Source organism: Mycobacterium riyadhense, from assembly GCF_963853645.1.
Classification (GTDB): domain Bacteria; phylum Actinomycetota; class Actinomycetes; order Mycobacteriales; family Mycobacteriaceae; genus Mycobacterium; species Mycobacterium riyadhense.
The window spans coordinates 972664-998288 of record NZ_OY970456.1; the positions used below are offsets into that span (position 1 = coordinate 972664).

Here is a 25625-nt window from a genome sequence, read left to right on the forward strand (position 1 = left end):
TCAGATGTCGGACAAGGCGCCGTCGGGCATGATGCGATCGGTTACCTCGACAATGACATCGGCGGGAAGACCGGCACGTGCGGCTGCGGTTCTGATGGCCTCCGGCGAGGGCGCCTCGTAGAGGCAATACGTCTTTCGCTTGTCCGCGGACAGAAACGAGTACAGCCAGCGAACGCCCTCCTGCGAATTGATGCGGTTGATCCCATCCACAGTGTCGAGGCTGGGCTCCAGGGCCGCCGCATAGTTGCGCTCGATCATGAATATCGGCACGGTGAACTCCTGTTGATCGTCTCGTCTTACCGTGGAACCTACGCCGACGATGAACGCCGGGCGGTGACGATCCAAAAACATTTGGAGCGTTGCGGAGTTTCTCAAAACCGCAACCCTCAGGCCACCCGAGCGACTATGGCGACGAGCTTTTTGCAGACGTCACTGCTGCATCCCGGGTCTCGGTTCAGCAACGGATCGTCGGGTGATCCGACGACCAGGGCTGGGCCGATTCCAATTGCGTGGCAACGCGGATGAGGATGTCTTCGCGTCCGTAGGCGCTGACCAGCTGTATGCCGATGGGCAGGCCGTCGGCGTTGCGGTGCAAGGGCAGGCTGATTGCGGGCTGCCCGCTCATGTTGAACGGCGGTGTGAACGCGGCGAATTGCCCGCCGCGGCGCATCGGTGCCGTTGGATGCTCGGGGTTGTTCTCGAACTCGCTCAGTGGCAGCGGTGGTTCGGCCACCGTCGGTGTGAGTAGCACGTCCCAACCGTGGGCCCACCACCGTTGCAGTGCACGCCGAAACGCCCACACCGTGTCCTGCGCCGCGGCGTATTCGACGGCGCTCAACAGCTGCGCACGCTCAATGAGCGCCCAGTTCACCGGCTCGATGTCGTCAGCGGTCACTTCGCGCCCCAGGGTCTCGCTGAACCTGCGTGCCGCCAGTGCTAGCTGCGTCGACCACAGCGTCATGAACTTCTCGGTCAACATAGTATCGGCGAGAACGGCCGGCCACGCCGGCTCGACGAGGTGACCGAGCCCTTCCAGTAGCGATGCCGCGGCCCGCACCGCAAAGATGCAGTCTTGATGCAGGAACTCGCCGCGCGGGTGCACGTCGAGCATCCCGATGCGCAACCGGCCGGGATCGGCGCCCACCTCTTCGACGTACCGTCGCTGCGGCGCGGGTGCGATTACGGTGTCGCCGACACCGGGACCGCGTACCGCGTCGAGCAGTCCCGCCGTGTCGCGCACGGTGCGGCTCACGCACAGTTCCACCCCCAGTCCCGCCTCGGCGCGTATCGGGCCCATGGTGGTCCGGCCCTGGCTCGGCTTGAGCCCGACCAGTCCGCAGCACGACGCGGGAATGCGGATGCTGCCACCGCCGTCCGAGGCGTTGGCGAACGGGACCATTCCAGCTGCGACCGCCGCCGCGGCTCCGCCGCTGGATCCGCCCGACGTGCGGTCGAGCGCCCACGGGTTGCGGGTCGGTCCCCAGGCCAGCGGCTGTGCGGTCGGCAGGCTGCCCATCTCGGAACTGTTCGTCCGTCCGGCAATCACCAACCCGGCCGCCTTGAAGCGGGCGACCAGCGTGGTGTCGGCGACGTCGATCTTGCCCGCCTCTTTCAACGCCACATTGCCGTTGGACAGCGTCTGACCGGCGAAGCTGGTGTAAAGGTCCTTGAGTAGAAAGGGCACCCCGCGAAACGGGCCGCCGGGCAGATCCGGGTCCGCGGCGGCTGACCGCGCGTGATCGAACCACTCGATGACCACGGCGTTCAGCGCGGGGTTGGACTGCTCGATCCGTTCGATCGCGGCCTCCAACAGCTCGCTGGCAGTGACCTCACCCATGGCGACCAAGCGTGCCTGATCCGTGGCGTCCATCCATCGTGTCTGCTCGGCAAGTTCACTCATGACTTCGGGTCTAGCACCGCCGGCGACGAAATGAAAAGCCCTCCAAGGGGCTGTTGAAGGCGGTCCGGAAAATCGGAATACCGCTTCATACAGTTCGATTTCGGTGAGAATGCCGCTATGTCAGTCCGCTCTTTCGACGATGCCAACGTGTTTCATCGCGCGATGCGCGCTGCCGCCGCTACGAAGACTGGTCGCATCGTCTTCCGGCCGACGGCACATCGCCTGGACCGGCTGGTCAGTAGGCTCACCGGGGGCAAGCGTAGCTTCGCCAGGATCGCGGCCGGCCTGCCAGCGGTTATCCTCACCACCACCGGCGCCAAGTCCGGGAAGCCCCGCACCGTCGCGCTGATGGGCATTCCGCGTCCCGATGGTGTGGCCGTGGTCGCGACGAACTACGGCAATGCCAAACACCCGGGCTGGTATCACAACCTCAAGGCCAGTCCTGCGGTCAAGGTGACGATGGATGGCGGTACCTGGGATGCCACCGCCCGCCTCGCCACACCCGTTGAGCGCGAGGAGATTTGGGCGAAAGGCGTCGAAATCTTCCCGGGTCTCATCAAGGAGCGAGCTTGGGCCGGCGACCGCCAGATCGAGGCGTTCATCCTCGTCTGGTGACCGTCGGGGAGGGGCTCGGACGTGCCGGCGTCAGTGAGTGCGCGCGCTGCCTCCGAGGCCAATCTCCAGGACACTGCCGGTGATAACGCCGGGGTCGGTGACCAGGTAGACCACGCCGCGGCTGACGTCCTCGGGTTGTAGCCACGGTCGAGGTATCGGGTTGGCTTTCATCATGCGGCGCACCAAGTCGTCGGGAACGTCGTCGGCGCCCGCGGGCTGCACCATCGGAGTCTGCGTAGTGGTCGGACAGATGACATTGACCGTGATGCCCACTTTGGCGACCTCCAAGGCGACGGATTTGGCGAGCCCGATGATCCCCCATTTGGTGGCGTTGTACGCGGCCAGCTCCGGGATGCCCATTCGACCACCCATGGAGGATGTCACCACGATCCTGCCGAAATGCTGCCGTCGCATGACCGGTATGGCCGCCCGCAGGGTGTGAAATACGCCTGACAGGTTGGTGTCCACGAGCTGCTGCCAAACCTGATCGCTCACCTGCTCCACGGGTCCGGTGCTGACGATGCCAGCATTGGCCACCACGATGTCGAGGCTGCCCAGGTCGGTTACCGTCTGTGCGATCGCGGCATCAACCTGGGCTGAGTCTCGCACGTCGATGGCTATCGGCAGACAGCGTCGGCCAAGCTCGTCAACGAGCTTGGCCGTCTCTCGTAGGTCGTCCTCGGTGGCGAGCGGGTAGGTCAAGTCACTCATCGGACCGGGCGCATCGGCGGCGACGATGTCCGCCCCTTCGGCCGCTAAAGCCAAGGCATGCGCGCGCCCTTGCCCTCGAGCCCCTCCGGTGATCAAGGCGACACGTCCATCCAAGGCACCCATGAGCGGTTACGTTAACAGCCTTGCGAAATGAATTGCGGCGGACCTTGTTTGCGTTAAGCGCCGGCCAGCGTCAGAACCAGGGTCCGGGATAGTGACCGTCCTGATCTCGCACCAAAAGGATCTCCCGGCATTCTCCGCCCGCGGACGCAGAAGTCTCGCCGCGGCATACCAGCGTCCAACCGGATATCCGCCCGAAGGGCCGCACGGCCCAGCTCGACGTAACCAGCTCGCCGGCAGGCAACGCGATCGCCGAAAACTTGCCGGCGGCGTTCGTGATATAGAGATGGCCGCCAAAGTAAGCCACTTTGGAAATCGATGACTTGTTGACTTCATCTCGATTCTTCAGAAAGTCCCAACGCTGCGTCCGCAGATTCCAGACACCGACCCCGAACTGCGAGGTGGCGGACGCGTGACCATCGATGAACAGCTGCCCGTCCGCCAACGTCGCGCCCAATCCATCGCCGGAAAGACGTTCGGAATCACCGATTTTGACGATCGATCGGGAGTTGAGGTCGAAGAATATTGTCGACATGATTCCAGGGCCATCCGAGCGCGTGAGCTTTACCAGCCGGTCGGGCCCGTCGGCCAGTTCACCGTCGACACTCGAAATATCGTTGTCCTGAAATATTGGCTCGCCCGACGGCAGTCGCAGTTCTGCACCCGATGCCCGGCCAACATCGGTGTTCCGCTGGAAGGCCAGAACGTCTTGCCAGGCCCGCCCGGGCTGTGGGTCGTCCCACATAACCGACAGGTCGGCATTCGAAAGTACAACGGTCCGTGGCGGTTTCAGGCTGTGGCCATCGGCGAAGGCATTCATCCAGGCCACGCCGGATGCGGCGCCGACGAGCCTCCAGTTCTTGGATGCTGACAATTGCAGGTCTGGGACCGGGGGTTGCAGTTGCCTTGTTGCCAACGGCTGGCTCGATCTGAGATCAAACACATATGCGGTCGCCGACCTGACGCTCGCTACCAAGTAGGCGACCTTCGGATCGTCCGCGGTGCCCGACAGCGCGCATGCAGCGCCTGTGATCTCCACCCCCGCAGCAACCGTGGGGACAGCCGGCGTTATCAATTGGCCCGTCTTCGTGTCGAACACCTTGGGACGGACCCGCTCCAGCGCCGACTTGCCGAGTGTGAATTCCTCGGGACAGCCGTAATAGACCGTTCCGCCGTAACTCTTCCAATCTTTCGCCAACACACTCGCTTGAGTGGGTGGCGGGACAACCGCATTGGCGACGGGTTTCGACGTCGAAGTAGCGGGCTGGGCCGCAGGTGGGGATGCGGTCGTTGAACACGCGGAAATGCCCAGACAGACGGCCGCCGCGCATGCCGCCATTCGGCGCTGGGACGCAGCTATCTGCGTGACCAGACTCATTAGCGAATTCCCCCCGCTAAGTCCTCCTCCCGACTGAGCCTAGAGCCGTTCGGTGTGGCGCGCGACTCGAACAACTCAACCTGCAACGGACGCATAGGCTAGCCAGATGATGATGAGCGCCGCCGAACAGCGCGCGGGCATCGACCTGACCAACCTCGACCAGCCGCTGAGCCCCGATGCCGGGGCCACCAAGCGTGACCTGGTGGATTACCTCGATGCGGTCGCCGAGCGGATGTTGCCCGGACTGGCCGGGCGGCCGCTGACCGTGCTGAGGGTCCTGCGGGGACAAGCGCCGTTCATGCAAAAGAACGTCTCCAAATACGCCCCGGACTGGGTACGAACGGTTCCGATTTGGGCGGAAAGCTCGCAGCGAATGGTTCATTACCCGGTCTGCGACGACAGGCGCACGCTGCTCTGGCTCGCCAATCAGCGTGCCGTGGAGTACCACCCGACGTTGGGCTTGGCCGACGACTTCTACCGGCCAACGCATCTGGTGCTCGATCTCGATCCGCCCACCGCCGACAACTTCACCGCCGTGGTCAACGTTGCCTACCTGGTGCGGCAGGCGCTTGCGAATTGCGGCCTTGCCGGCGCGGTAAAGACCAGCGGCTCGAAGGGCCTTCACGTGTTTGTGCCTATCGACGACAATGCGCCGGTCGACGATGTCGCGGCAGCCACACGCGCGCTGGCCGCTCGCGCTGAAGAACTCGATCCCGCCTTGGCGACAACGGCTTTCATTGTGGAGGACCGCGCGGGCAAGGTGTTCGTCGACTCTACCCGCGCCGGGGGTGCGACGGTCGCAGCCGCCTACAGTCCGCGCTTGCGCCCGGGCGCACCGGTGTCATTTCCATTGGATTGGTCGGATCTGGACCGCGTCAATCCCGGTGACTTCACGGTGCATACCGCGATCGAAGCCCTGTCCGGGCGCGACCCGTGGGCCGAGTCGATGCCCGACCCGCAGCGCCTACCAAGCGATCTCATCGAACACGGACGCACCATTCCCATTGCCCGAGTGGCCGCCATGCACGAAGGAAAGCGACGTGCCCGGGCGCGACGGGCCCACAGTGACAAGCGAGGGGAGATTGCAGATTGTCCACCTTCAAGCGGTATCTCGGATTCCAGCTGATGATGTTCGTGTTCGGCATCGTCGGCCCGATATTTCTGGCCATGTTCTTCGTGTCGCAATCGGATCCAACCATGAAGTGGGCGTATTGGGCCGGGCTGTTCATTACCTACGCCGACATACAGATCGCACTCGCGCTCACGAAATCAACGGGCGACGTCAAGGCACCCTCGGACATCGGGGCCGCCCGGGCGGTAGCCAAGCGCACTCAGGGCAACCGCACGCACGGACTGGACTTCGACTCGTCGGCGTCGTCTGACTGAAGCCGGAAAGCGCCGGCAGGTGCGGCTTGCTGACCGACGGCGCGTTCTACCAGCCTGCGAACTTGTTATTTCGCGAGCCGCGGAGAAGGCATGTGGTCAGTGAGCACTGAGCTGGTCATCGGTGGGATCTTCGGTAGGCCAGATCCAGGCACCGAACCGCCTTTAGCGATCGTCTCCATCAGCTCGAACATATTCGAACTCGGGTTGGCGGGAAAGGGTGTGCCGTTCTGTAAGTGGCGAGTAATGAGGTGTCGAGCCCGGTTCTTCGCGTCTTCGTATCGGGCATCGAGCAAAGCCTGCGCTGCGTCGGTCATGCTCTTGCCGCAGCTGAGATACTCATAGGCGAGCTTCTGCGCTTGACGACGATCCAAATGCGCCGTCTGCTCCCGGAAATGGAGCAGAAACCATTGTTCGAGGCAGGGGTTCGAAAGCGCGATCTTGACCTCATTGGCCCTGGCCATTTCCAGCGCGTCGCTCAAGTTCGCGTGTTCGTCAACATCGAAGACACACCAATACTCGTCGTACGGATCTCCAAATCGCTTGGCTGCCCGCATGTCTGTCCGCCGGTCACTTGCTGCGAGGCGCACTAAGTCCATCGGTGACGAGTATTGGTGCTCCGCGATCGTGACGATCGTCCTGAATCGAAACTTCTTACGCCAGTAGTTGACATATGCTACTTCGGTGTTTTGGCCTTCAGCGTGAATTCGGATTCGAAGCGACGGTGCTTGGCTATTGGCAGTTCGTCGCGTCCTCCGTGACCGATTGCCGCTCACAAGTCGACGGTTTCTTTCGCGAGCATGGCTGCTAGCGCGGTGAACTCCTTGGCATTCACAATCGGTGTCGCCCCGTAGCGCCCCTCCATGTATCGGCGCGCTACAGCCTCCGACTTTCGCGGGTTGAGATCAGACAGCGGATATATCCGGGTACTGCCGTCCTCTAGCTTCACCGTGAACCACGCCTGGTCCCGCCCCAGGACCCGGGTATCGGTGGAGTTGCCCAGCAACCTCGCTTCGTGTGAGTTAAAGATGAGCTGCGCTCCGTGCGGGTTCGACTCTGGGGACTGAAACAGCTTGACAAACCGTTCGACGAGTAGCGGATGAAGACTGGCCTCAAGTTCATCGACGAGCAAAACTGAGCCGTGAATCAGTGCATCGAGCAGCGGTCCAATCAGACCCAACCAAACGAGTGTCCCGAGAGATTCATCGCCAGTCTGAAACTCAACACTTCCGTGCCGGCCGCGATGACTCAAGACGATTCCACCAATATCTGGTTCTGCGACCTCGCCAGCCTCGTCGGAATCGTCGTCGTCGCCAGGGATGTCGACCTGCTCCCGGATTACCTGAGCGATCCGCTTGATAAGTTCGAGCTGCTCCGGGTCCGGCTTACGCTGGCTTGCATCCGTGATACCGAGGTCGGCCAGTTGGAGAAGCTCGAGCACTTGCAGACGCCGGTGTTCGTGCTTCATCAGATGAGCTGTGTACCTTGACCGCGAATCGCGGCTGGAGGCGTCGCACATCCAGAAGTTTTTGTCGAACCAGCGGTAGAGCGGCTCCAGTTCCTCGTATTCTGCGGCAGCCGCGATGGATAGGAAGAGTGCATCGTCTCGAAGAAGCTCCTGGACAGCGCGCGCTTTCCCGGATCGTCCCTCCATGACGTGGATGAAGCCGGGCTTCCTCTCGAAGATTGTCTGGGGTTTGCCTCGTGGATAGCGCCGAGCCCATTCCGAAATCACACGGACGTCGTCCACCACGAAGCCGTACTCGTACCGAATACCTCCGAGTATCAAGTCGATTTCGTAAGTGGAAGGCAGTCGTTCACACCTCGGGTCGAGTCGGAACGGTCGACGCAGCCGACGTAGCGGACGCTCGCCACGTCGGCCGCCGGTCGCCTTGTATGACAACTGCACGAAGCGGCGCATGTCGGCCATCGCGCGCAGAAGATTGGTCTTGCCCGAGGCATTCGCACCGAAGACGCCCGCCGCCGGCAGGATCGAAAGTAGGGTTCGGCCGTCTCGGCGCCAGGGAACCTGTCGCACGACATCTGGCTCTGCGATCGCAGTCGCTTCTAGCGAGAAGTCGAGGCGGTCCCGGAACGATCGAGCGTTCTCTGCCTGAAACGCCAGCAGCATAGTATGTGCCTTCGGGACCTGGTTGTCGACCATAACAGCGATTATTGCAACTTTTCTGCAATTTTTGCCATTTACGGCAGGATTATGCTGTGGACGAACGGTGTGGCCTGTTGGCATGGATGGAAGCGATGAGCACGACAGTGACGCACGGGTGGTGTGCCACAACTCGCTTGAGGGGTTGCCGGTAGCGGTCCTCGCATCTTGCGGCTCAAGATCGCCTGATGCTCATTGATCGCCGGTATCTGTCCCCGCCCGGGCGGTGCAGCGCGGTGTGGGCTCGACCTCGGGATTTGCTGGCCCTGCACAGGCCTCTAGTCCCAGTATGTTGCCAGTACCTAGCGCAACTTCGGAGAGTTTCGGCGGCCGGCGCTCTCGACCCGTAGTCTCGCGTGACGTCTCTTGCTGTCAACACAGTTTGACCGCCGCCGCGACCATGTTCGCCGTGGCGGCCGCCGATGACACGCTGCCGGCCATCGAGGCCGGCACTCTGGGCGCAGCCTCAGCCCGCCTCCACTTATGACACGACCATTCGCAGTCGCTCCCAGCCGCGAACGGTTGATGTTGGCGCAAGCTTGAGGCTGTCGTAGTCGATGTCCCATTCGGGCCACCGGTTGAGCAACTCGTCCAGCGCCACCCGCCCCTCTAGGCGAGCCAGGTTGGCCCCCAGGCAATAGTGCACGCCCTTGCCGAAGGTCAGGTGAGAAATGTTGTCGCGGTGGATGTTGAAGGTGTCGGGGTCGGTGTACCGTCGCGGATCGCGGTTGGCGGCACCGAACAGCAGCAGCATGGCGCTGCCGGCGGGCACGGTGGTGTCGTAGCACTCGATATCGCGGATAGTGTAGCGAGCGACATGCGGACCCGTCGGCTCGAAGCGCAGCGTCTCGTCGACTGCGCGCGTCAAAAGTGTTCTGTCCTCAGCGATTTCGTGGCGCTGGTCGGGGTGTTCGGCCAATACTTTGGCCAGCCAACCGATCAGCCGGCCGGTGGTTTCGTTCCCGGCACCGGCGACGACCTGGGTGTAGTGCAGCACCTCTGTGCGCGTCAGCTTTCTGGTGACGCAGTTCTCGTCCTCGAACTCGACATTGAGCAACGCGGTCATCAGGTCGTCGGAAGGATTCTTGGCGCGCCAGTCAACGTAATCGGCGTAGATGCGTCCGTCGGCGATCGCATCGGGATCCGCCACCTTCATCGGTGTGCCGGGCTTGGTCCGAAGGTTGGCGTCGTTGGCGTCTCGGACGCCGACCTGGTCATCCTCGGGGATGCCGAGCAGCATGCCGATGACGCGCATCGGCATCATCGAGGCCAGTTCGGCGATGATGTCGAAGCTGTCCAATCCAACCAACGGATCCAGGCAACGGACGCAGTACCGTCGGATCTGGTCTTCGATTTCGGCCATCCGCCGTGGCGTGAAGACGCGTGACATCACCCCGCGCAACATGGTGTGCATCGGCGGATCCTCAAACATCATCACGCCGGGGGGCATGTCGAACTCGGACTTCACCAGTTCAAGAATGTCGCTTCGGCTGTTGGAGAAGGTCTGCCAATCCGCAAGTGCCTTTTCGACATCCGCATGGCGCGAGATCGCCCAGAAGCCGTAGCGCTCGTTGTAGTAGATCGGCGCTTCGTCACGAAGCCGGGCATAGGTCGGATAGGGGTTGGCGGTGATGTTGACGTCGTAGGGGTCGTAGTAGACCTCGGTGTCGTGCGCAATCGTCATGCGGCCGTGGTCCCTTCGTGTAACCGCGTTACACCGAGTACAGTAACCGTGTTACTCTGCGGCGGCAAGGGTGGTCTGCTAATGGCTCAAGACGATCGGATCCTGCGCATCGTGGTGGACATTCTCGAAACCGAGGGCTACGACGCGGTGCAATTGCGGGAAGTTGCTCGCCGCTCGCGAACGTCGCTGGCCACCATCTATAAGCGCTATGCGAACCGCGACGAACTGATTCGCGCGGCGCTACAGGCCTGGATGGAGGAGAACCCCTACTCAACGCTCGCCCGGCAATCGCATCAGCCCGATGAGTCGCTCTACGCCGGCATGATGCGGGTGCTTCGGACGGTCTTCGAACCGTGGGAGCAGCACCCCCGCATGCTTACGGCCTACTTTCGCGCCCGGGTCGCACCCGGCGGGCAGCAGCTGGTCAGCCGCGGCCTCGATGTCGTCGTGCCCGCCGTTCTGGAAGTCCTCGGTGACGTCGACGACCGTTTCATTGCCGACCTCGACACCATCATCTCCAGCCTCGTCTATGGCCTGCTGGGCCGCTTTGTCGCCGGCGAGATCGCGGTGACCGATATCCTGCCTATCCTCGAGCGCAATGTGTTCTGGCTGACCAGCGGCTACGAGGCGCAGTACATCACCCGGCCCAGCTGAATCTCGTTCGCATGTGACCAGGCGCCTTTCGAAAGACATTGCTGCAGTGAGCATTTAGGGCTTCATATTGGTGAACCGGGACCGTCTCGACGCCGTTCGTAGAATGACGTCCATGACGAACACCAGGTCGACCGTGACCACGTCGTCCCGACTGCCGCCCGGACGTCGCCTTTCCCGCTGGATGCAGGTGGCGCTCACGCTGGCCCCCTGGACGCAATTTGTCGATGCCTGTCATCGGCGCTACGGCGACGTCTTCGCGTTGCGCGTCCCATGGATGGGCACATTGGTGTATTTGGCTGATCCGGCCGATATCAAGACGGTGTTTGCCGGCGATCCCGGCGTCTTTCATGCCGGCGAAGCCAACAGCATGTTGCGCGGCTTGCTTGGGGACACTTCCCTGTTGGTGGTCGACGACGAGGTGCATCGAGAGCGACGCCGCCTGATGCTGCCGCCGTTCCACCGCGACGCCGTTGCGCGCCAAACCGGGTTGATGGCCGAGATCGCTGCGGCCAACATCGCCGAGTGGCCGGTAGCCAAGCCGTTCCCCGCGGCGCCCAAGATGTCTGAGATCACACTCGAGGTGACCTTGCGGATGGTGATCGGCGCGACCGACCCTGCCCGATTGGCCGCGCTACGCAAGGGGATGCCAAAGCTGCTCGATTTGGGGCCGTGGCAGATGCTGGCAATTGCCAACCAGGATCTGCTGCGCCGCCGCCCGTGGCGAGGATTGCGACGGCGAATCGCGGAGGCCGACGTTCTGCTCTACGCGGAGATTGCCGACCGACGCGCCGATCCGAATCTGGATTCACGCGCCGACACTTTGGCCATGCTGGTGCGCGCCCAACCGGCGATGAGTGACCGCGAACTGCGTGACCAGCTGATCACATTGCTGGTGGCCGGTTATGAAACCACTGCGACCGCGCTGTCCTGGGTGCTGGAGCGCCTTACTCGTCACCCGGACGCCCTGCAGAAGGCGATACGGGCGGCCGAGGCCAGCGCGGCTGGTGATCCGGCCGGCGACGAGTATCTCGACGCGCTGGCGAAGGAGACGTTGCGGATCCGCCCGGTGGTCTACGAGCTGGGCCGGGTGTTGACCGAGCCGGTCGATGTGGCCGGCTATCGGCTGCCCGCCGGCACGATGGTGATGCCGTCGATATCGCTGGTGCACGCGAACGCCGCGATCTACCCGGATCCGGATCGGTTCGACCCGGACCGGATGCTGGGCGCCACCCTGAGCCCTACCACCTGGTTGCCGTTCGGTGGCGGCAACCGACGCTGCCTCGGCGCTACCTTTGCTATGACCGAAATGAGGGTCGTGCTGCGTGAAATCCTGCGCCGGGCCGAATTGAACACCACGACTGCTGCCGGCGAACGGCCGAAACTGAAGCACGTCGTCCAGGTTCCGGGCCGCGGCGCTCGCATCAGTGTTCGCGCGATCAAGCACGGGCTAGATCCCGTAGTCGGGTAGCTCGAAGTCATCGCGCACGTTGCCGGCAAAAAGCGTTGCCAGCGGTCCAAAGTTCATCGTGCGCAGCGCCAGGTTGCGGAACCAGAGGCCGAATCTGGTCCGCGTCGCAAAGAATCCGACGAATCGCGCCGCACCGGCTTGCTTGCTCTGGATGAAGGGATGCAGACGCGCCTGGTAGGCATCGAAGGCGCGGCGGTGGTCACCATCGGCGTTCTGCAGTTCGCCGGCCAGCACGTACGCCTCGGTGAGCGCCAGGCCGGTGCCCTCGCCGCCGAGTAACGAGATGCACCCAGCAGCGTCGCCGATCAGTGCGACCCGGCCGCGCGACCAGCCGTCCATGCGGATCTGGCTGACCACGTCGAAATACAGGTCGTCGACGTCGTCCAGCGTCGCCAGGATATCGCGGCATTCCCAGCCGGCGTCGCTGAACTCGTTGCGCAACTGAACTTTTGGTGATTCGCCGGTGTCGCCATGCTCGGCACGAAAGACGAACAAAAACATGGTGCGGTGGCCGCGCAGCGCGAACCGCCCCACCTGTTTGCCGGGAGTGTTGTAAAGGACATAGCTCAGGTCGTCGCGGGGGCGGTAGCCGTCGACCACGCAGGCTGCGACCTTGCAGCCAAGGTAATGCTCGAAATTGCGGTCCGGCCCGAAGATGAGGCGCCGCACGTTCGAGTGCAGTCCGTCCGCGCCGACGACCAGGTCGAAGTCGCGCGGCGGGCACCGCTCGAAGGTCAGACGGACGCCGTCGCTGTCCTGGTCGATGGTGGCGATGCTGTCGCCAAAGATCGTCTCGACCTTGTCTTCGATGCTGCCGTAGATCGCCGCGGCCAGATCGCCGCGAGGCAGGCTGGTGAAGTCGTCGCCGATAATGCGGCGCAAGACATTGACGTCCACGTCGGCCTTGACCTCGCCGTTCGAGCCGACGGAGCGCAGGCGCTCGATCTGGTAACCGGCGGCGCGGATCGGATCCTCGATGCCCATGCGTTTGGCCACCTGGTAGCCGACGCCCCAAAAGTCGATCATGTAGCCGCCGGTGCGGAATTTCGGTGCCCGCTCGATCAGTGTCGGGGTATGGCCGATGCGGTAAAGCCAGTGGGCGACCGCCGCTCCTGCCACACCGGCACCGCTGATTGCTACCTTCACACTGCAATTGTGCCCTTAGGCATGTGTCGGTGGCCCATCGCTTGACAGTTTCCGGCTACCGATGATCTGGACCGCCTCGCTGCAGATGCCACTCGAACGAGGTGTGCGCCGTCTGCCTGTCGACATGTTGTTCTTCGAATTCTTGGTCCACGCTTGGGATTTCGCGATCGCCACTGGTCGTCACGTGGTTGTGTCCGAGCCTGTTTCGGAGTACGTTCTGGGGGTGGCCCGCAAGGTCATCGGCCCGGCGCGTAACTGCGTGGGCTTCGCCGAACCGGTGGCAGTCGGGTCCCTTGCCCCGGTCCTGGATCGACTGATCGCCTGCACCGGCCGCCGGCCGACCGGCATCTCCGCGGCCACCAACTAACAGGAAGGTCAATCATGCCCAAGAGAACCGAATACGCACAGGGCACACCGAACTGGGTCGACCTGCAGACCACTGATCAGTCGGCTGCCAAACAGTTCTACTCGTCGCTGTTGGGCTGGAGTTACGACGACAACGAGATGCCTGGCGGTGGCGGTGTGTACGCGATGGCCACGTTGAACGGAGAAACCGTCGCCGCCATCGCGCCGATGCCGCCGGGTGCGCCCGAGGACCGGCCGCCGGCATGGAACACCTACATCGCTGTGGACAACGTCGACGCAGTCGTTGCTGAGGTGTCGACAGCAGGAGGCCAAGTGTTGATGCCGGCGTTCGACATCGGCGACGCCGGTCGGATGACCTTTGTCACCGATCCAACCGGCGCGGCGGTGGGACTGTGGCAGGCCAACCAGCACATCGGCGCAACACTGGTTAACGAGGCAGGCACCGTGATATGGAACGAATTGCTCACGGACAAGCCGGATTTAGCGTTGGCATTCTACGAAGCGGTGCTGGGTCTGACCTACACCACGATGGAGATGGCTCCCGGCCAGAGCTACCGGGTGCTCAAGGCCGGCGGAGCGGATGTCGGCGGCTGTATGGAACCGCCGATGCCCGGCGTGCCGAACCACTGGCATGTCTATTTCGCGGTCGACGACGTCGATGCGACGGCGGCAAAGGCGGCCGCGGAGGGTGGCCAGGTCCTCGCGGAACCGTTCGATATTCCGTCGGTAGGACGGTGTGCCGTCCTGTCCGACCCGCAGGGCGGGGCATTCAGCTTGCTGAAGCCCGTGCCACAGCAGTAAGGCCGGCGTCCGCACCCAAGTGGGTAGCGGCCGTGATGACGGCCCGTTCGATCCTGCGCAGCGAATGCAACGCGGTGAGGAGTCGTCGCGTATTGTGCGGTGGCTCTGCCTGATTGGACGCGCCGTCCTGCTGCCTGGCCAGGGTTTCGGCGGTGTCGAGCAGATCGGCCGCCGGGCTGACCGTCACGGCGTGGGCTCCGTCGAGTGCGGCGACCAACGCGTCGATGTTGCGTTGGGTCTGAGTAGCTGCGGTGGACACGGCATCCGACAACGCCTGAGGGCAGTGCGGGTCGTGATACTGCTCGCTGCTGCGGGCCAGATTGCGCGCATAGCGGTCGCAGGCGGTGAACAGGCGCAGACTTCTTTGAATGCTGCGTCGGCCGGCGAACCCGGCAACCCCCGCCAGAAGCGGCTTGGCCGTTTCCCGGAACTGTTGCAGGTATCGGTCGAGTTGGCGGGCCTGCTCAGTTGGGCTCGCGGCGTCGTCGTCATCGAACATGCTCGCAATCGATGTCTCGATCAGGGCGGATAACGACGTCAGGAAGGCGCGGGTGTCGTTGCGGATGGTCGTTCTGATGTTGGTCGGCAACACCAGGATCGCGACGGTGACGCCGATGACGGCGCCGACTGCGGTCTCCTCGATCCGCACCAGCAGCACCCCGAAGCTGAAGTTTCCGACCAGTCCATACAACAGCGCCAACATCGTGGTGATCCAGAACGTCATCAGGCTGTAGGTGACCTTCATGAAATAGAAGGCGCAGAACAGGCATACGAAGATCATGACGAGCGAAGCGACCTTGTCCCCGGCGACCAGCGTGGCAATCAGCATGCCGCTGGGCACGCCGAGTGCGGTACCGAGCAGGCGCTGCCAACCCTTGGTCAGGGTTTCGCCCCAGGAGTTGGTGCCGGCGAAGATCACGAACGCTGCGATCACCGCCCAATACCAGCGCTCCGGCGATACCAACTCGCCAGTGATGATGGCAAGCGATGCCGCGATGGAGACCTGGATTGCTTGACGCGTCGTCGGCAACAGGCCGCTGGCTGGTTCGCTCACGGCGCCGATGTTCGCACCATCGTCTTCCGGTGCCGGTGCCGGTGCCGGTGCCGGTGCCGGTGCCGGTGCCGGTGCGCCCTCGCCGTGTCCGGCATGTGCGGCCTGCTCGACCAGTGCCCGGACTTCCGCAGTGGCGTTCGCCGCGGCGATTATCGCTAAGGCAAGCCGGCGCACCGCGGGTTCACTGTCGGTGGGTTGGGGTTCCTTGTCGAGAACAGCTTGCGCCAGGCTCGCGGCTTGTTGCAGCCCGTGGGGTTGCGGAATCCTGATGGCCCAAGCGAGTTGGGTGAGCGCCCCGGCGAGCTCGGCGCGGGTGGCCGCGGGTAGTTCCGTCGCGTTGGCCGCGGTACGCTGCCCCGCGACCGCGACCCATTCGACGGCAAGTTCGGCGTCGAACAACCACGGGGCGAGGTGTTCGGCGCTGACCCCGGGCCGCAGCGTGGCCGGGTGGTATTTGTCCTCGATCTGGCTTTGCACCATCAGTGCGGTGGCATTGAGCCGGGTAATCCGGGCGCGTATGCGGCGCCGTCGACGTTCGTCGAGTCGGCCCGTCCGGATCACGTCGGCGGTGGTGTCGACGACGATGGCCATGCGCGCACGCAGCGAGCGAATCGTGGCTCGCAGCACGCGTTCTGGTCGATCCGGCATGACATAAGTGCTCATCACGAACGTGCACAGCGTGCCGACCAGAACCGCGCCGATCAGCCACGGCAGCTCGGCCAGGTTTGCCCGCAGGTACAAGGTGAAGAAGTACGCCATGAACGCGACCATGCCCAGTGCCCGACCCCGGGCATCGAATCGGCGGATATAGACCGCGATAAAGACGATGAGTACGAACACGATGTCGGCGGCGAGCTGGTGGGGCGTGAGCAGCGCGGCCGCGGTGATGCCAAGTGCGGCCGGCACCGGCAGCAGCGCCATGGTGATCCGCTGCTGGCGTGGATCCGGTTCGGTGACAGATCGCGCCGCGATCATCGTGATAACGACGCCGAGCAGAGCGACCGTCAAGGGCTGCCCGGTTGCCTTGGTCAACACGTATAGCGCCAGCAGTGAGCAGGCCAGTGCGGCCGTCGTCCGGATGGCCATCCGAAGCCGCAGCAGCCCGGGGTCGGAGCCGATCGTCCAGATTCGCGCGCGCTGGTAGAGCGCCGCTATACGGGTGAAAAATGTTGTGGCTAAGGCAGAGTCGGGAAGTCGATTGGACATCCGCGACCGCCTCTCTGGTGGTGATTTCTCTATATCTTGCCCCCGGGAGACTCCGTCGGTGACCATGGGCACATGACCGGCAATGTCGGCCATGTAGATGTCCGCGCATACGCCGAGCTCAACGATTTCCTAGAGCCCGGGTCACGCGGTCTGACCGTGCGCCGTCCGTTCCGCAGTCACCAGACGGTGAAGGATGTTCTAGAGGCCATGGGCATTCCGCATACCGAGGTTGACCTCATCCTGGTCAACGGCGATCCGGTGGACTTCTCGCACCGGCCGACTGCGGGGGACCGTATCGCCGCCTACCCGATGTTCGAGGCGGTCGACATCGGCGCGACGGCGAAGCTGAGGCCGGTGCCCCTGCGTAATCCGCGGTTTGCCGTCGATGTCAACCTCGGGCGGCTGGCGCGGCTGCTGCGATTGCTGGGCTTCGACGTGTGGTGGTCGAGTGACGCCGACGACCCTACGCTTGTTGACGTCAGCCTCGATCAGCAGCGGATCCTGCTGACCCGAGACCGCGGCCTGTTGAAGCGCCGGTCCATCACGCACGGGCTGTTCGTCCGCTCACAAGACCCCGAGGAGCAGACGCTCGAGGTGATACGGCGTCTGGACCTGGGGCAACGGCTGGCGCCGTTCACCCGGTGCTTGCGGTGCAATGGCGGGTTGGCGGTGGTAACCAAAGACGAGGTGTTCTCCCAGCTTCAGCCGTTGACCCGCAGGTACTACCGGGAATTCAGCCGCTGTGTGGAATGTGGGCAGATCTACTGGGCCGGTTCACATCACGCGCGGATGGTCAGTCTCGTCGATAGACTCTGTGACCAACTCAAGTGATTCGCGATGTCGGCGAGGAGTTATGTTGCCGCCGTCAATCGGATGGCTACCAGTTTCAGCCGGTCAATCGCCTCGGCGAACTCCTCCCGCGTTGGTATGCGGTCGTCGCGGAATTTCAGCCCCATCATGCGTTGTGCGCGCTTGACGCCGTAGGACTGGGCGCAGCGCTGGTAAAGATCGGGAACGATCGCGGAGTCCCGGATGAGTTCGCCGCGCATCGCGGTTGTCTTACCGTCGTACACGACCTGGGCGTCCCTGCCGTCGCGGAAGTTCGCCTTCCACCCCGCATCGGTGAGCGTATAGAGATCGCCGTCGATCACGTGGGCGCTCAACGGAATTGCGAACTGCCGCCCCGATTTTCGCCCGGTGAATTTCAACACCATCAGCTGCTTGCGCAAGGAACCCGCGAGCGGTGTGCCCAGTAAGAAGCCCAGAGCTGGATTGATAACGCGAAGTAGGGCCTCGGGTGGATGTCCGACGTCGACGGCATACGACTGTTCTGTCATGCCAACACCGTAAGACCAATCGGGGTTGTCCGGCTACGGGTTGACAAAGACGTCGAGCAGAAACGTCTTGCCAGCGGCCACGACTTCAAGCGCGCGCTGCAGGGCCGGTCGCAGCTTGGCGGTTTCCTCCACACGCTCGCCATCGCCGCCGTAGGCTTGCGCGACCTTGACGTAGTCGGGTGTGGGGCTGATGACGTCGCCCACGAAGTTGCGGTCGCGAACGGCTTCGCCGTCGGGGAAGTAGCGCAGGACGTTCCACGTCTGCGAGGCCAGACCCCGGTTGTTGCACAGCACGATCAATAGCGGCACCGAGTACTCCTGGCTGAACCCGAGTGCCGCCGGGACTGGGTTGTAATGCCAGGCCCCGTCGCCCAACACCGACACGACGAGTTGTTGGGGCCGTGCGAGTCTGATTCCCAATGCGGTACCCAGGCTGGTCCCCAGCGCTCCGGCCCAGCCGCGGTACTGCTGAATGGGCTTGTGCTCGAACAAAAACTGAATCATGTGCGGCACCTGGGCGATGATCTCGTCGACGCAGATCGCATCATCTGGCAAGGCGTCGTGCAGTTGCCGGAAAAGCTCGGCCGCCGGTACGAAACCCGTTGGCTGCGAGCGAGATTGACGCAAGTCATCGAGGCCCTTGGCGCGAACGGCCTGGGAGTGGCGCGACCAGCGTTGCACGGCATCGGGCCGGGGGGTCGACCGCTTGCCCAGATTAGCGGCCAGCGCGCCAAGGTTGCGGGCGAGGTCTCCGGGGATGGTGTGGGTGGTCGGATAGCCCCAGTACGCGGCCCGCGGGCGCAGCGGGTCCTCCTCGGCGTGGATGACGGCGCACCCCGAACGCAGCGGCGGGTGCGGCGGATGCCACGGCGCGTTGCAGCCGGCCAGCAGAATCGCGTCGGCCTCACCCAGCACCGCCTCGACCGGTCCCGCGCCGTAGAGCCGATGACAGCGCGGGAAGTTGTGATATGCGGGACTCATGAACTCAAAGACCGGTGCCGACAGTGCTTCGGCGATCCTGACCAGGGCGTCTCGTGATTCGTCGGTGCGACCGCCGTGTTCGGTGATGACGAGTGGGCACTGCGCACCGGCCAGAATCGCAGCGGCCTGATCGATCTGTTCTTCGCTGGCGACGACCAGGGCCGGCGTGACCCAGTCCGGAATCCTGTCGTGACCCGTGCCAACCAAGAGGTCGAAAGGGATCTCCAGCAGCGTTGGTCCGCGCGGTACCGACTCGGCGATGAAGCAGGCGCGACGCAGTTCGTGCACAAGTTCGGAGGCGGTTCGTGCCCGTTTCGCCCATTTGACAACGGCTTCGGCGTTGCGCGCCGGACCGACCAGATCGACAAGCAGGGAGGGCCATTCGGGACCGGGGTCGGCGGTGGGATCCTCGCCGTAGCTGAGTGTGTCCGGCGACAGCACCGTCATCGGGGTGCGTTCCTGCAGCGCGGTGTGCAGACCCAGGGATCCGTTTTGAACTCCGAGTGACGACGGCAGAAACACGATCTGGCTGCGGCCGGTGGCCTTGTAGTAGCCGGAGGCCAGACTCACCGCCAGCAGTTCATGCCGGCACCGAAAGTAACGCGGCTTCCGGTCGTCGGCCCGGCGGGCCAGCACTTCCCAGATCGGCGCCATCACCGCGATCGGAGAGGCGAACACGCAGTCCACACCTTGGGCTTCGAGCTGCTCTAAAAGAACCTCGGATCCGTTCGGCATGGAATCGCGGGAATGAGCGTCAGGGCGTGATGGTCGTCTGTTCGTCGATGACGCCGGTGGCGTCCACCAATTCGCCCGTCTCGGCGTCGAGGGCGTCGGCGTCGAGCTGCAGCACGTACAGGCCATTCGGGCCGGTAATCACCACCGTCTTCTGTGCGACGGTCCGCTTCTTGCCGTTCTTGGTGTAGGAACCACCAAGCTGCCATGCCTGAAACCCGCCGAGCGTGGACGCGTTACCATCGCCGGAGCCCTCGTATCCGGGCAGATTCTTCAGTTCACCCGGAGCGAATTGGATGATCTTTGCCGGGTCGACGTCACCGGTGAGCTTAGAGACGAGCGCCACGATCGTGGGTGGATCGTTGGGATCGCTGGGCTGGGTGAAGACGATGCCGCCGTAGGGTGCGTTGGAACTTTCGGGGAGTAACTTCCACCCGTTGGGCACCGGCAGGTTGATGGTCGGGGAGCCGGGATCGCCGTGATGGACCGGGGTCTCCTGAATGTGGTTGTCCCTGATGTAGTCGGCGATGGTGTAGTTGGCCAGCGCGCCCGCCGTGGTGCTGGTCGTCGGCGATGCGGTCGTCGATGTCGTGGTCGACGTGCTCGTGGTTGTCTTGGTCTCGCTCTTGTTGTCAGCGCCGCAACCAACCAGCGTCAAGCTCAGCGCCACAGTCGCGACAACCGCGGTCAGGTCCTTCATCTGTTGTACTCCCGAAACTAGTGGCCCCGGTGCCAGCGCCGGCGACGTCGGACTGAGACTAGCCGAAATGACACGCGGCGGCGCCAGTGTCGGCGATTGCCATCCCTCGAAAACACCCACGGCTAGCGGCGGCTTGCAGTAAGAGACAGGTATGTGGTCACGACGGGCCCTCATCGCACTAATCGCGGCGGTGGCGCTTTTCGTGGCGTTCATTGCGGCGGTTTCGCCCATTGCGTACGACGGTGAGCCCGGCTTGGTTGCGAACCCGGTGGAATATGTCGACACCCTCGACGGCACGGGTTCCGGTGGTGAGACGGTAGGGGAAGTCAACAATTTCCCCGGCGCCTCGGTGCCGTTCGGGATGGTGCAGTACTCGCCGGACACCATCGACAACTACGCCGGATACGACTATCACAATCCCCACTCGACCGGATTCAGCATGACCCACGCCTCGGTGGGCTGCGCTGCGTTCGGTGACATTTCGATGTTGCCGACCACCACCTCGATCGCCGCGCAACCTTGGCGCGCCTGGGAACGGATTGCCCACGACGATACGGAGGTGGGGGTGCCCGGGTATTACACCGTGCGGTTGCCCGACACCGGAGTGGTCGCGGAACTCACCGCCACCACGCGCACCGGCTTTGGCCGGTTCAGTTACCCGCGCGACGGCCGGCCAGCCCTGTTCCGGGTGCGCTCCAGCGCGTCACTGGCTGGCAACTCCCGGTCGACCATCCAGATCGGTAAGGACAACACCACCATTACCGGATGGGCGACCAGTGGTGGGCTCTGCGGTAAGAGCAACACCTACACCGTGTACTTCGCCATGAAGTTCAGTCAGCCGTTCAGCTCTTACGGCACTTGGGACGGGTACGCGGTGTACGCCGGTGTCCGCAGCGCACATTCACCTTACAGCGGGGGGTACGTGGAGTTCCCGTCCGGCTCGATGCTCGAGGTGCGGACCGCCATCTCCTACGTGGGTATCGACGGAGCCCGGGCGAACCTGGCCGCCGAGGGGACAGCGAGCTTTGACGACGTTCGCGCGGCCGCCACGAGGGAGTGGAATGCTGTGCTGTCGCGGATCATGGTGGCCGGGCGCGACGCTGACCATATGGAGACCTTTTACAGCTGCCTATACCGATCGCTATTGCACCCCAACACTTTCAACGACGCCGACGGCCGCTATCTCGGATTCGATAGCGCCATCCACAGTGTGGTCAAAGGACATACCCAGTACGCCAATTTTTCCGACTGGGACACCTACCGGAGCTTGGCCGCCCTACAGGGCCTGCTCTTCCCGGAGCGAGCCAGCGACATGGCCCAATCTCTGGTGAACGATGCCGAGCAGAGCGGAGCGCTTCCGCGTTGGGCCCTTGCGAATTCCGCGACCGGCATGATGAGTGGTGACAACGTGGTGCCGTTGATCGTGAACTTATATACCTTTGGGGCCAAGAACTTTAACGTCAAGTCGGCGCTGCGCTACATGATCAACGCCGCGACCCAGGGCGGTGTCGGCCTCAACGGCTACGTAGAACGGCCGGGAATCGCCACCTATCTGCAGCTCGGATACGCGCCGCAGCAGGCCGATTTTCGTACTGACGGCCGCATCGCCGGCGCCTCGATCACGCTGGAATGGTCGGTTGACGACTTCAGCATCTCGCGATTCGCCGAATCGCTCGGCGACACCGCGACCGCCGACGAATTCCAGCACCGCGCGCAGTACTGGCAGAACCTGTTCAATCCCACGACGGGTTACATCTCACCCCGCAGCCCGACCGGGTTTTTCCGCAACGGCCCAGGGCTCATAGAGTCGCCGTTCGGATTCGGTCAGGACGGATATGACGAAGGCAACGCCGAGCAATACCTGTGGTGGGTACCCCATAACATCGCGGGCCTGGTGACCGCTCTCGGCGGCCGCGCCGCAGCGGCCGACCGGCTCGACCGCTTCACCAAAAAGCTGAACGTGGGGCCCAATGAGCCCTATCTTTGGGCGGGTAACGAGCCTGGCTTTTCAGTGCCGTGGCTATACAACTACCTCGGCCAGCCGTGGAAAACTCAGCGGACGGTCGATCGAGTGCGAGGGTTATTCGGCCCACACCCCGACGGCGAGCCGGGCAACGACGACCTCGGCGCGATGTCTAGCTGGTATGTCTGGGCCGCCCTCGGCATGTACCCGAGCACTCCGGGTACGCCGATCCTGACCGTCAACACACCGATTTTCGAGCGTGCCGTGATCGCGCTTTCGGATGGCCAATCCATCCGGATATCCGCGCCAGGGGCGTCGGCGCCCAACCGCATGAAGTACATCAAGGGCCTTAGCGTCGATGCCCGAGCCACCAATCAAACGTTTCTTCCGGAGTCGATCATCCATACCGGTGGCGACATCAGGTACTCGCTTTCCGGCCGTCCGAATAAGGACTGGGGCACGGACGAGTCCTCGGCGCCACCGTCGTTCGGTGCCGGTAGTTCGGCTGTGACGGTTAATGTTTCGCAGCCAATCGTCACAATCGCCCCGGGAAGCAGCGGGGCTGCGACCGTCGATGCGCAGCGGATGATCGACGGGGCCGGGGATTACACCATTACCGGCACGGCTTCTCACAGTGGGATCACCGCCGCACCGCAGTCTGGACGGTTCTCGGACAAGGGTTCGGCCGAGGTGACCGTACCGATCACGGTGGCGCAGTCGGTGCCCGAAGAGTACTACCTGGTCTATCTGACCGCCACGGTCGGCAACAGCAGCAGAAGGTCGATCGTCCTCGTCGTGGTCACCGAGTTCGAAACATGACGTCTCGTCAGATCATCTCGTTTGCGGTGAACCAGCGCATCACCAGCCAGCCGAGGAATACCGGAAGCCAGCAAGTGAGGACCCGGTAAAGCAGCACCGACGGCACGCCGACGGCCGCAGGCACACCGAAGGCGGCGAGCCCACCGATCAGCGCCGCCTCGACGGCGCCGACGCCACCGGGTGTCGGCGCCGCGGAGGCGAGGGTTCCGCCCACCATCGTCACCACGGTGACAGTGACGAAGGTCGTGCCCCCGCCGAAAGCCTCGACACTAGCCCACAATGCCAGGGCCGCACCGAGAGTCGTTCCGGCACAACCGAGCAGGATCAGCGCCAATCGTTTCGGTTCGCGGGCGAGATCGATGAGGTCGCTCCATACCTCCTTGAGCCTGGGGCGCACCGCCGTCGCCAGCCAGCGCCGCAGGTTGGGCACCATGACAAAGGTGCCGACGATGCCCAGCGCCACCCCGGCGATCAGGTACAGCACGGTGGCATTCGGGACGAAATGGGAAAGGTCGGTCGACGTCCCCGCAATAGCGCTGAACAAGATCAGCAGCGCGACGTGGACGATTACCTGCACGGCTTCCAGCAGCGCCACGGCCGCGGTGGCCCGCAGCGCGCTCAGACCTGATTTCTGCAGGAACCGCGTGCTCAGGGCGAGCCCCCCGACACCGGCCGGGGTTGTCGTTGCGGCAAAAGTGTTGGCCACCTGCATGAGCGACAACTTCCCAAAGCTCACCATCCCGTCGGCGCAGGCCCACAACGCCGCTGCCGCACCGAAATACGTCAGCGCCGATACCGTCAGGCCCACCAGTGCCCACCACCAGTTGGCGGTCCGCAGCTCGGAGAAGAACGTCGGTACCGCGCTGATGAAGGGGTATGCGACATAGACCAGCGCGCCGATGAGCACCAGTTGGATGACCTGGCTGCGGCTGAACCGGGTGATCGTTTCGGTCTCAATCTGATCCGCGCCCGTCTGGCGCATCACCTCCGCGCGAGCGTGCGAGATGATGTCCGACGCGTTGGCCACCGATGAGCGGATCCGCTTTGGCACAGCCGATTTGGTGAGCCGGCGAGAGGCGATCAGGATGGCGTCCTCGCCAAACGCGTCGATCGCTGCACCCACCGCGGACTCCGCGTCATACAGCGCTGACGTGGTCACCAGCAGTTGGGCGATATCGGATTGGAGTTGGGCGTCGGTGGCGCCGTATTCGGCGCTACCAAAGCCGCCGAAGAGTACGGTCCCGTCGTCGACTGTGATCTCATGGCAGCGCAGGTCCCCGTGCGAGATCTGATGGCCGTTGAGGATTCGCAGCGATTCCCACACCCGGGCAACCGGTGTCTGGATTGCACATTCGTCGAGCGGAATGCCCCGAACGGGCTTGTGCGCGTACAACGTCCAGCCCCGCTCGAGCGTGGCGACGGCGATTGACGACGTATTGGCTACGCCCACTTCACCGATGGCGATGGCCATCAGTGCGCGATGCTCAACGGCGCGGCGCATCGACGCCTGCAGGGGTGCGGTCTCGGAGCCGCGCAACCGCAGCTTCCACCAGAGCTGTCGCAGTGCACCGCCGCTGCGTTGATGCGGGCCGTACAACTCGACGGCCGCCCGGGACTCGGGATCAGTTGACATAGCCGACAATACGAGCGGTCCGGGCCCGCCGGGCCGGACCACGGTGAGCATTGACGCGACGAATCCGCGTTTGGTCAACGCACGAACCGCACCATCGAGCGGCACCTCGAGAGCGGGCGTGCCGACGACCAGGACCACGAACGCGCCGACAAACCATCCCACCGCCAGCCCCACCAAGGAACGGGCCGGCACAATGGCGCTGACGACGAGGTGGATTGGCACGAAGGCCAGCAGCAGCGCCCACCACCAACGTCGCCAACGCGCCGGCAGCCACGGACCCGACACCGTGAGCACCGCCGCGAGCATCGCGATCCACCGCGGGTCGTCGAGGAACTGGGCCGGCAGGGTGGAGAGCTTGTCGGAGAGGTCGAAATGCCACCGAGGCGCTGCGATGCGATTGCTGCTGATCGACAAGGGCAGGACGGCCATGAGCCCGGCGGCCGCGTAGGCTCCCAACAGCTTCCATTGCCGCGACACGATCAGGCCGATCAAAATCACGAACGGCAACGCCAGGATGGCGATGCCGTACGCCAGGTAGACCAGATCGGATTGCGTGGGGGTCAGGACCCCGACGATCTGCGAGATGGATTTCTCGAGCGCCACCCAGCGCGGCCGGGTGATTAGCGAACTCGTGATCACAACCGCGAGGAAAATCGCCGCCAGCACGAGCCGGATGATGTCGTTGGTCCGCCGGGTCAACGGTTGCAGCAAGCTGCCGGACACGGCTATGTCGCGCCCGTCAACTCGCATGTCGCAAACTTAACCCGCGGCTTGCGGCGGATTCCGCACATCTAACTCACGTAGGGTCGC

At 63.7% G+C, this 25625-nt stretch carries 21 protein-coding genes and 1 pseudogene; 9 read left to right on the top strand and 13 right to left on the bottom strand.

Translation table 11 applies throughout. From position 1 onward, the window contains the following. Both AADZ78_RS04405 and AADZ78_RS04410 read right to left on the bottom strand, forming a co-directional pair. A complete protein-coding gene (locus tag AADZ78_RS04405) occupies nt 1–351 on the bottom strand; it encodes a DUF4242 domain-containing protein (RefSeq protein WP_239655253.1) in 351 nt (116 codons plus the stop codon). A gap of 103 nt (nt 352–454) precedes the next feature. Next, the gene (locus AADZ78_RS04410) at nt 455–1900 is read right to left on the bottom strand and encodes an amidase (RefSeq protein ID WP_085249200.1); all 1446 of its coding nucleotides are present in this window, start codon (nt 1898–1900) and stop codon (nt 455–457) included. 117 nt (nt 1901–2017) lie between these two features. Here AADZ78_RS04410 and AADZ78_RS04415 point away from each other — a divergent pair, with 117 nt between their 5' ends. Continuing rightward, entirely contained in the window at nt 2018–2515 is a 498-nt protein-coding gene (locus AADZ78_RS04415; protein ID WP_085249199.1) for a nitroreductase family deazaflavin-dependent oxidoreductase, read from the top strand. 30 nt (nt 2516–2545) lie between these two features. Here the strand turns inward: AADZ78_RS04415 and AADZ78_RS04420 are convergent, their stop codons facing one another. Beyond that, nucleotides 2546–3349, bottom strand: coding sequence for a mycofactocin-coupled SDR family oxidoreductase (locus AADZ78_RS04420; RefSeq protein WP_085249198.1), 804 nt, complete (start codon nt 3347–3349; stop codon nt 2546–2548). A 70-nt stretch (nt 3350–3419) separates the two neighbouring features. Continuing rightward, entirely contained in the window at nt 3420–4724 is a 1305-nt protein-coding gene (locus tag AADZ78_RS04425) for a hypothetical protein (RefSeq protein WP_085249197.1), read from the bottom strand. A 112-nt stretch (nt 4725–4836) separates the two neighbouring features. Here AADZ78_RS04425 and ligD point away from each other — a divergent pair, with 112 nt between their 5' ends. Together ligD and AADZ78_RS04435 are read left to right on the top strand one after the other, a co-directional pair. Then, nucleotides 4837–5850: a non-homologous end-joining DNA ligase gene (gene ligD / locus AADZ78_RS04430; protein WP_085249223.1), complete on the top strand. Its 1014-nt coding sequence runs from the start codon at nt 4837–4839 to the stop codon at nt 5848–5850. After that, a complete protein-coding gene (locus AADZ78_RS04435) occupies nt 5850–6110 on the top strand; it encodes a hypothetical protein (protein ID WP_239657328.1) in 261 nt (86 codons plus the stop codon). The genes ligD and AADZ78_RS04435 overlap by 1 nt, the downstream gene beginning before the upstream one ends. A 65-nt stretch (nt 6111–6175) precedes the next feature. Here AADZ78_RS04435 and AADZ78_RS04440 read toward each other — a convergent pair whose 3' ends face one another. The 3 genes from AADZ78_RS04440 to AADZ78_RS04450 all read right to left on the bottom strand — a co-directional run bounded on the left by AADZ78_RS04440 (nt 6176) and on the right by AADZ78_RS04450 (nt 9955). Next, nucleotides 6176–6883, bottom strand: a complete 708-nt coding sequence (locus AADZ78_RS04440; RefSeq protein ID WP_169726235.1) for an RloB family protein — start codon at nt 6881–6883, stop codon at nt 6176–6178. Next, complete coding sequence (locus AADZ78_RS04445) at nt 6880–8271, bottom strand: AAA family ATPase (protein WP_169726234.1); 1392 nt, start codon at nt 8269–8271, stop codon at nt 6880–6882. The genes AADZ78_RS04440 and AADZ78_RS04445 overlap by 4 nt, the downstream gene beginning before the upstream one ends. A gap of 481 nt (nt 8272–8752) precedes the next feature. Beyond that, nucleotides 8753–9955, bottom strand: a complete 1203-nt coding sequence (locus AADZ78_RS04450; RefSeq protein ID WP_085249193.1) for a cytochrome P450 — start codon at nt 9953–9955, stop codon at nt 8753–8755. A gap of 81 nt (nt 9956–10036) precedes the next feature. Here AADZ78_RS04450 and AADZ78_RS04455 point away from each other — a divergent pair, with 81 nt between their 5' ends. Both AADZ78_RS04455 and AADZ78_RS04460 read left to right on the top strand, forming a co-directional pair. Then, nucleotides 10037–10609: a TetR/AcrR family transcriptional regulator gene (locus AADZ78_RS04455; protein WP_085249192.1), complete on the top strand. Its 573-nt coding sequence runs from the start codon at nt 10037–10039 to the stop codon at nt 10607–10609. A 112-nt stretch (nt 10610–10721) separates the two neighbouring features. Continuing rightward, on the top strand, nt 10722–12077 hold the full coding sequence (locus AADZ78_RS04460) for a cytochrome P450 (protein WP_085249222.1): 1356 nt from the start codon (nt 10722–10724) through the stop codon (nt 12075–12077). Here AADZ78_RS04460 and AADZ78_RS04465 read toward each other — a convergent pair. After that, on the bottom strand, nt 12057–13223 hold the full coding sequence (locus tag AADZ78_RS04465) for an FAD-binding domain (protein WP_085249191.1): 1167 nt from the start codon (nt 13221–13223) through the stop codon (nt 12057–12059). The two genes, AADZ78_RS04460 and AADZ78_RS04465, sit on opposite strands and share 21 nt — an antisense overlap. 112 nt (nt 13224–13335) lie before the next feature. Between AADZ78_RS04465 and AADZ78_RS04470 the strand changes: the two are divergent. Further along, nucleotides 13336–13590 (top strand): annotated as a pseudogene (locus AADZ78_RS04470) (TIGR03086 family protein); the annotation flags it as partial. Between the two features lie 14 nt (nt 13591–13604). Next, complete coding sequence (locus tag AADZ78_RS04475) at nt 13605–14390, top strand: VOC family protein (protein ID WP_085249190.1); 786 nt, start codon at nt 13605–13607, stop codon at nt 14388–14390. Here AADZ78_RS04475 and AADZ78_RS04480 read toward each other — a convergent pair. After that, complete coding sequence (locus AADZ78_RS04480) at nt 14359–16530, bottom strand: FUSC family protein (RefSeq protein ID WP_249044862.1); 2172 nt, start codon at nt 16528–16530, stop codon at nt 14359–14361. The genes AADZ78_RS04475 and AADZ78_RS04480 overlap by 32 nt on opposite strands. A 192-nt stretch (nt 16531–16722) precedes the next feature. On the opposite strand from AADZ78_RS04480, the gene AADZ78_RS04485 reads away from it, so the two are divergent. Then, the gene (locus AADZ78_RS04485) at nt 16723–17481 is read left to right on the top strand and encodes a Mut7-C RNAse domain-containing protein (protein WP_085249188.1); all 759 of its coding nucleotides are present in this window, start codon (nt 16723–16725) and stop codon (nt 17479–17481) included. Between the two features lie 20 nt (nt 17482–17501). On the opposite strand, the gene AADZ78_RS04490 is transcribed toward AADZ78_RS04485, so the two are convergent. Genes AADZ78_RS04490 through AADZ78_RS04500 form a run of 3 tightly spaced genes read right to left on the bottom strand, consistent with a single transcriptional unit; the run spans nt 17502 to nt 20400 of the window. After that, on the bottom strand, nt 17502–17987 hold the full coding sequence (locus AADZ78_RS04490) for a hypothetical protein (RefSeq protein ID WP_085249187.1): 486 nt from the start codon (nt 17985–17987) through the stop codon (nt 17502–17504). Nucleotides 17988–18020: 33 nt separating this feature from the next. Continuing rightward, nucleotides 18021–19829: a thiamine pyrophosphate-dependent enzyme gene (locus tag AADZ78_RS04495; protein ID WP_085249186.1), complete on the bottom strand. Its 1809-nt coding sequence runs from the start codon at nt 19827–19829 to the stop codon at nt 18021–18023. After that, nucleotides 19723–20400 (bottom strand): LpqN/LpqT family lipoprotein, encoded by a 678-nt coding sequence (locus AADZ78_RS04500; RefSeq protein ID WP_085249185.1) that lies wholly within the window; start codon nt 20398–20400, stop codon nt 19723–19725. Before AADZ78_RS04500 ends, AADZ78_RS04495 begins: the two co-directional genes overlap by 107 nt. Nucleotides 20401–20551: 151 nt before the next feature. Between AADZ78_RS04500 and AADZ78_RS04505 the strand changes: the two genes are divergently transcribed. After that, a complete protein-coding gene (locus tag AADZ78_RS04505; protein ID WP_085249184.1) occupies nt 20552–23182 on the top strand; it encodes a GH92 family glycosyl hydrolase in 2631 nt (876 codons plus the stop codon). A 7-nt stretch (nt 23183–23189) separates the two neighbouring features. Here AADZ78_RS04505 and AADZ78_RS04510 read toward each other — a convergent pair whose 3' ends face one another. Next, on the bottom strand, nt 23190–25565 hold the full coding sequence (locus tag AADZ78_RS04510; RefSeq protein WP_085249183.1) for a lysylphosphatidylglycerol synthase transmembrane domain-containing protein: 2376 nt from the start codon (nt 25563–25565) through the stop codon (nt 23190–23192). Nucleotides 25566–25625 lie beyond the last annotated feature (60 nt).

Coding starts and splice junctions, on each gene's coding strand:
- AADZ78_RS04450 (WP_085249193.1), bottom strand. CDS start 9,955: ATGACGATTGCGCACGACACCGAGGTCTACTACGACCCCTACGACGTC.
- AADZ78_RS04415 (WP_085249199.1), top strand. CDS start 2,018: ATGTCAGTCCGCTCTTTCGACGATGCCAACGTGTTTCATCGCGCGATG.
- AADZ78_RS04420 (WP_085249198.1), bottom strand. CDS start 3,349: ATGGGTGCCTTGGATGGACGTGTCGCCTTGATCACCGGAGGGGCTCGA.
- AADZ78_RS04435 (WP_239657328.1), top strand. CDS start 5,850: ATGATGTTCGTGTTCGGCATCGTCGGCCCGATATTTCTGGCCATGTTC.
- AADZ78_RS04490 (WP_085249187.1), bottom strand. CDS start 17,987: ATGACAGAACAGTCGTATGCCGTCGACGTCGGACATCCACCCGAGGCC.
- AADZ78_RS04505 (WP_085249184.1), top strand. CDS start 20,552: ATGTGGTCACGACGGGCCCTCATCGCACTAATCGCGGCGGTGGCGCTT.
- AADZ78_RS04510 (WP_085249183.1), bottom strand. CDS start 25,565: ATGCGAGTTGACGGGCGCGACATAGCCGTGTCCGGCAGCTTGCTGCAA.
- AADZ78_RS04405 (WP_239655253.1), bottom strand. CDS start 351: ATGTTTTTGGATCGTCACCGCCCGGCGTTCATCGTCGGCGTAGGTTCC.
- AADZ78_RS04500 (WP_085249185.1), bottom strand. CDS start 20,400: ATGAAGGACCTGACCGCGGTTGTCGCGACTGTGGCGCTGAGCTTGACG.
- AADZ78_RS04475 (WP_085249190.1), top strand. CDS start 13,605: ATGCCCAAGAGAACCGAATACGCACAGGGCACACCGAACTGGGTCGAC.
- AADZ78_RS04455 (WP_085249192.1), top strand. CDS start 10,037: ATGGCTCAAGACGATCGGATCCTGCGCATCGTGGTGGACATTCTCGAA.
- AADZ78_RS04425 (WP_085249197.1), bottom strand. CDS start 4,724: ATGAGTCTGGTCACGCAGATAGCTGCGTCCCAGCGCCGAATGGCGGCA.
- AADZ78_RS04460 (WP_085249222.1), top strand. CDS start 10,722: ATGACGAACACCAGGTCGACCGTGACCACGTCGTCCCGACTGCCGCCC.
- AADZ78_RS04410 (WP_085249200.1), bottom strand. CDS start 1,900: ATGAGTGAACTTGCCGAGCAGACACGATGGATGGACGCCACGGATCAG.
- AADZ78_RS04485 (WP_085249188.1), top strand. CDS start 16,723: ATGACCGGCAATGTCGGCCATGTAGATGTCCGCGCATACGCCGAGCTC.
- AADZ78_RS04480 (WP_249044862.1), bottom strand. CDS start 16,530: ATGGCCATCCGGACGACGGCCGCACTGGCCTGCTCACTGCTGGCGCTA.
- AADZ78_RS04495 (WP_085249186.1), bottom strand. CDS start 19,829: ATGGCCTGTACGTGCTGCAGCTCGACGCCGACGCCCTCGACGCCGAGA.
- ligD (WP_085249223.1), top strand. CDS start 4,837: ATGAGCGCCGCCGAACAGCGCGCGGGCATCGACCTGACCAACCTCGAC.
- AADZ78_RS04445 (WP_169726234.1), bottom strand. CDS start 8,271: ATGGTCGACAACCAGGTCCCGAAGGCACATACTATGCTGCTGGCGTTT.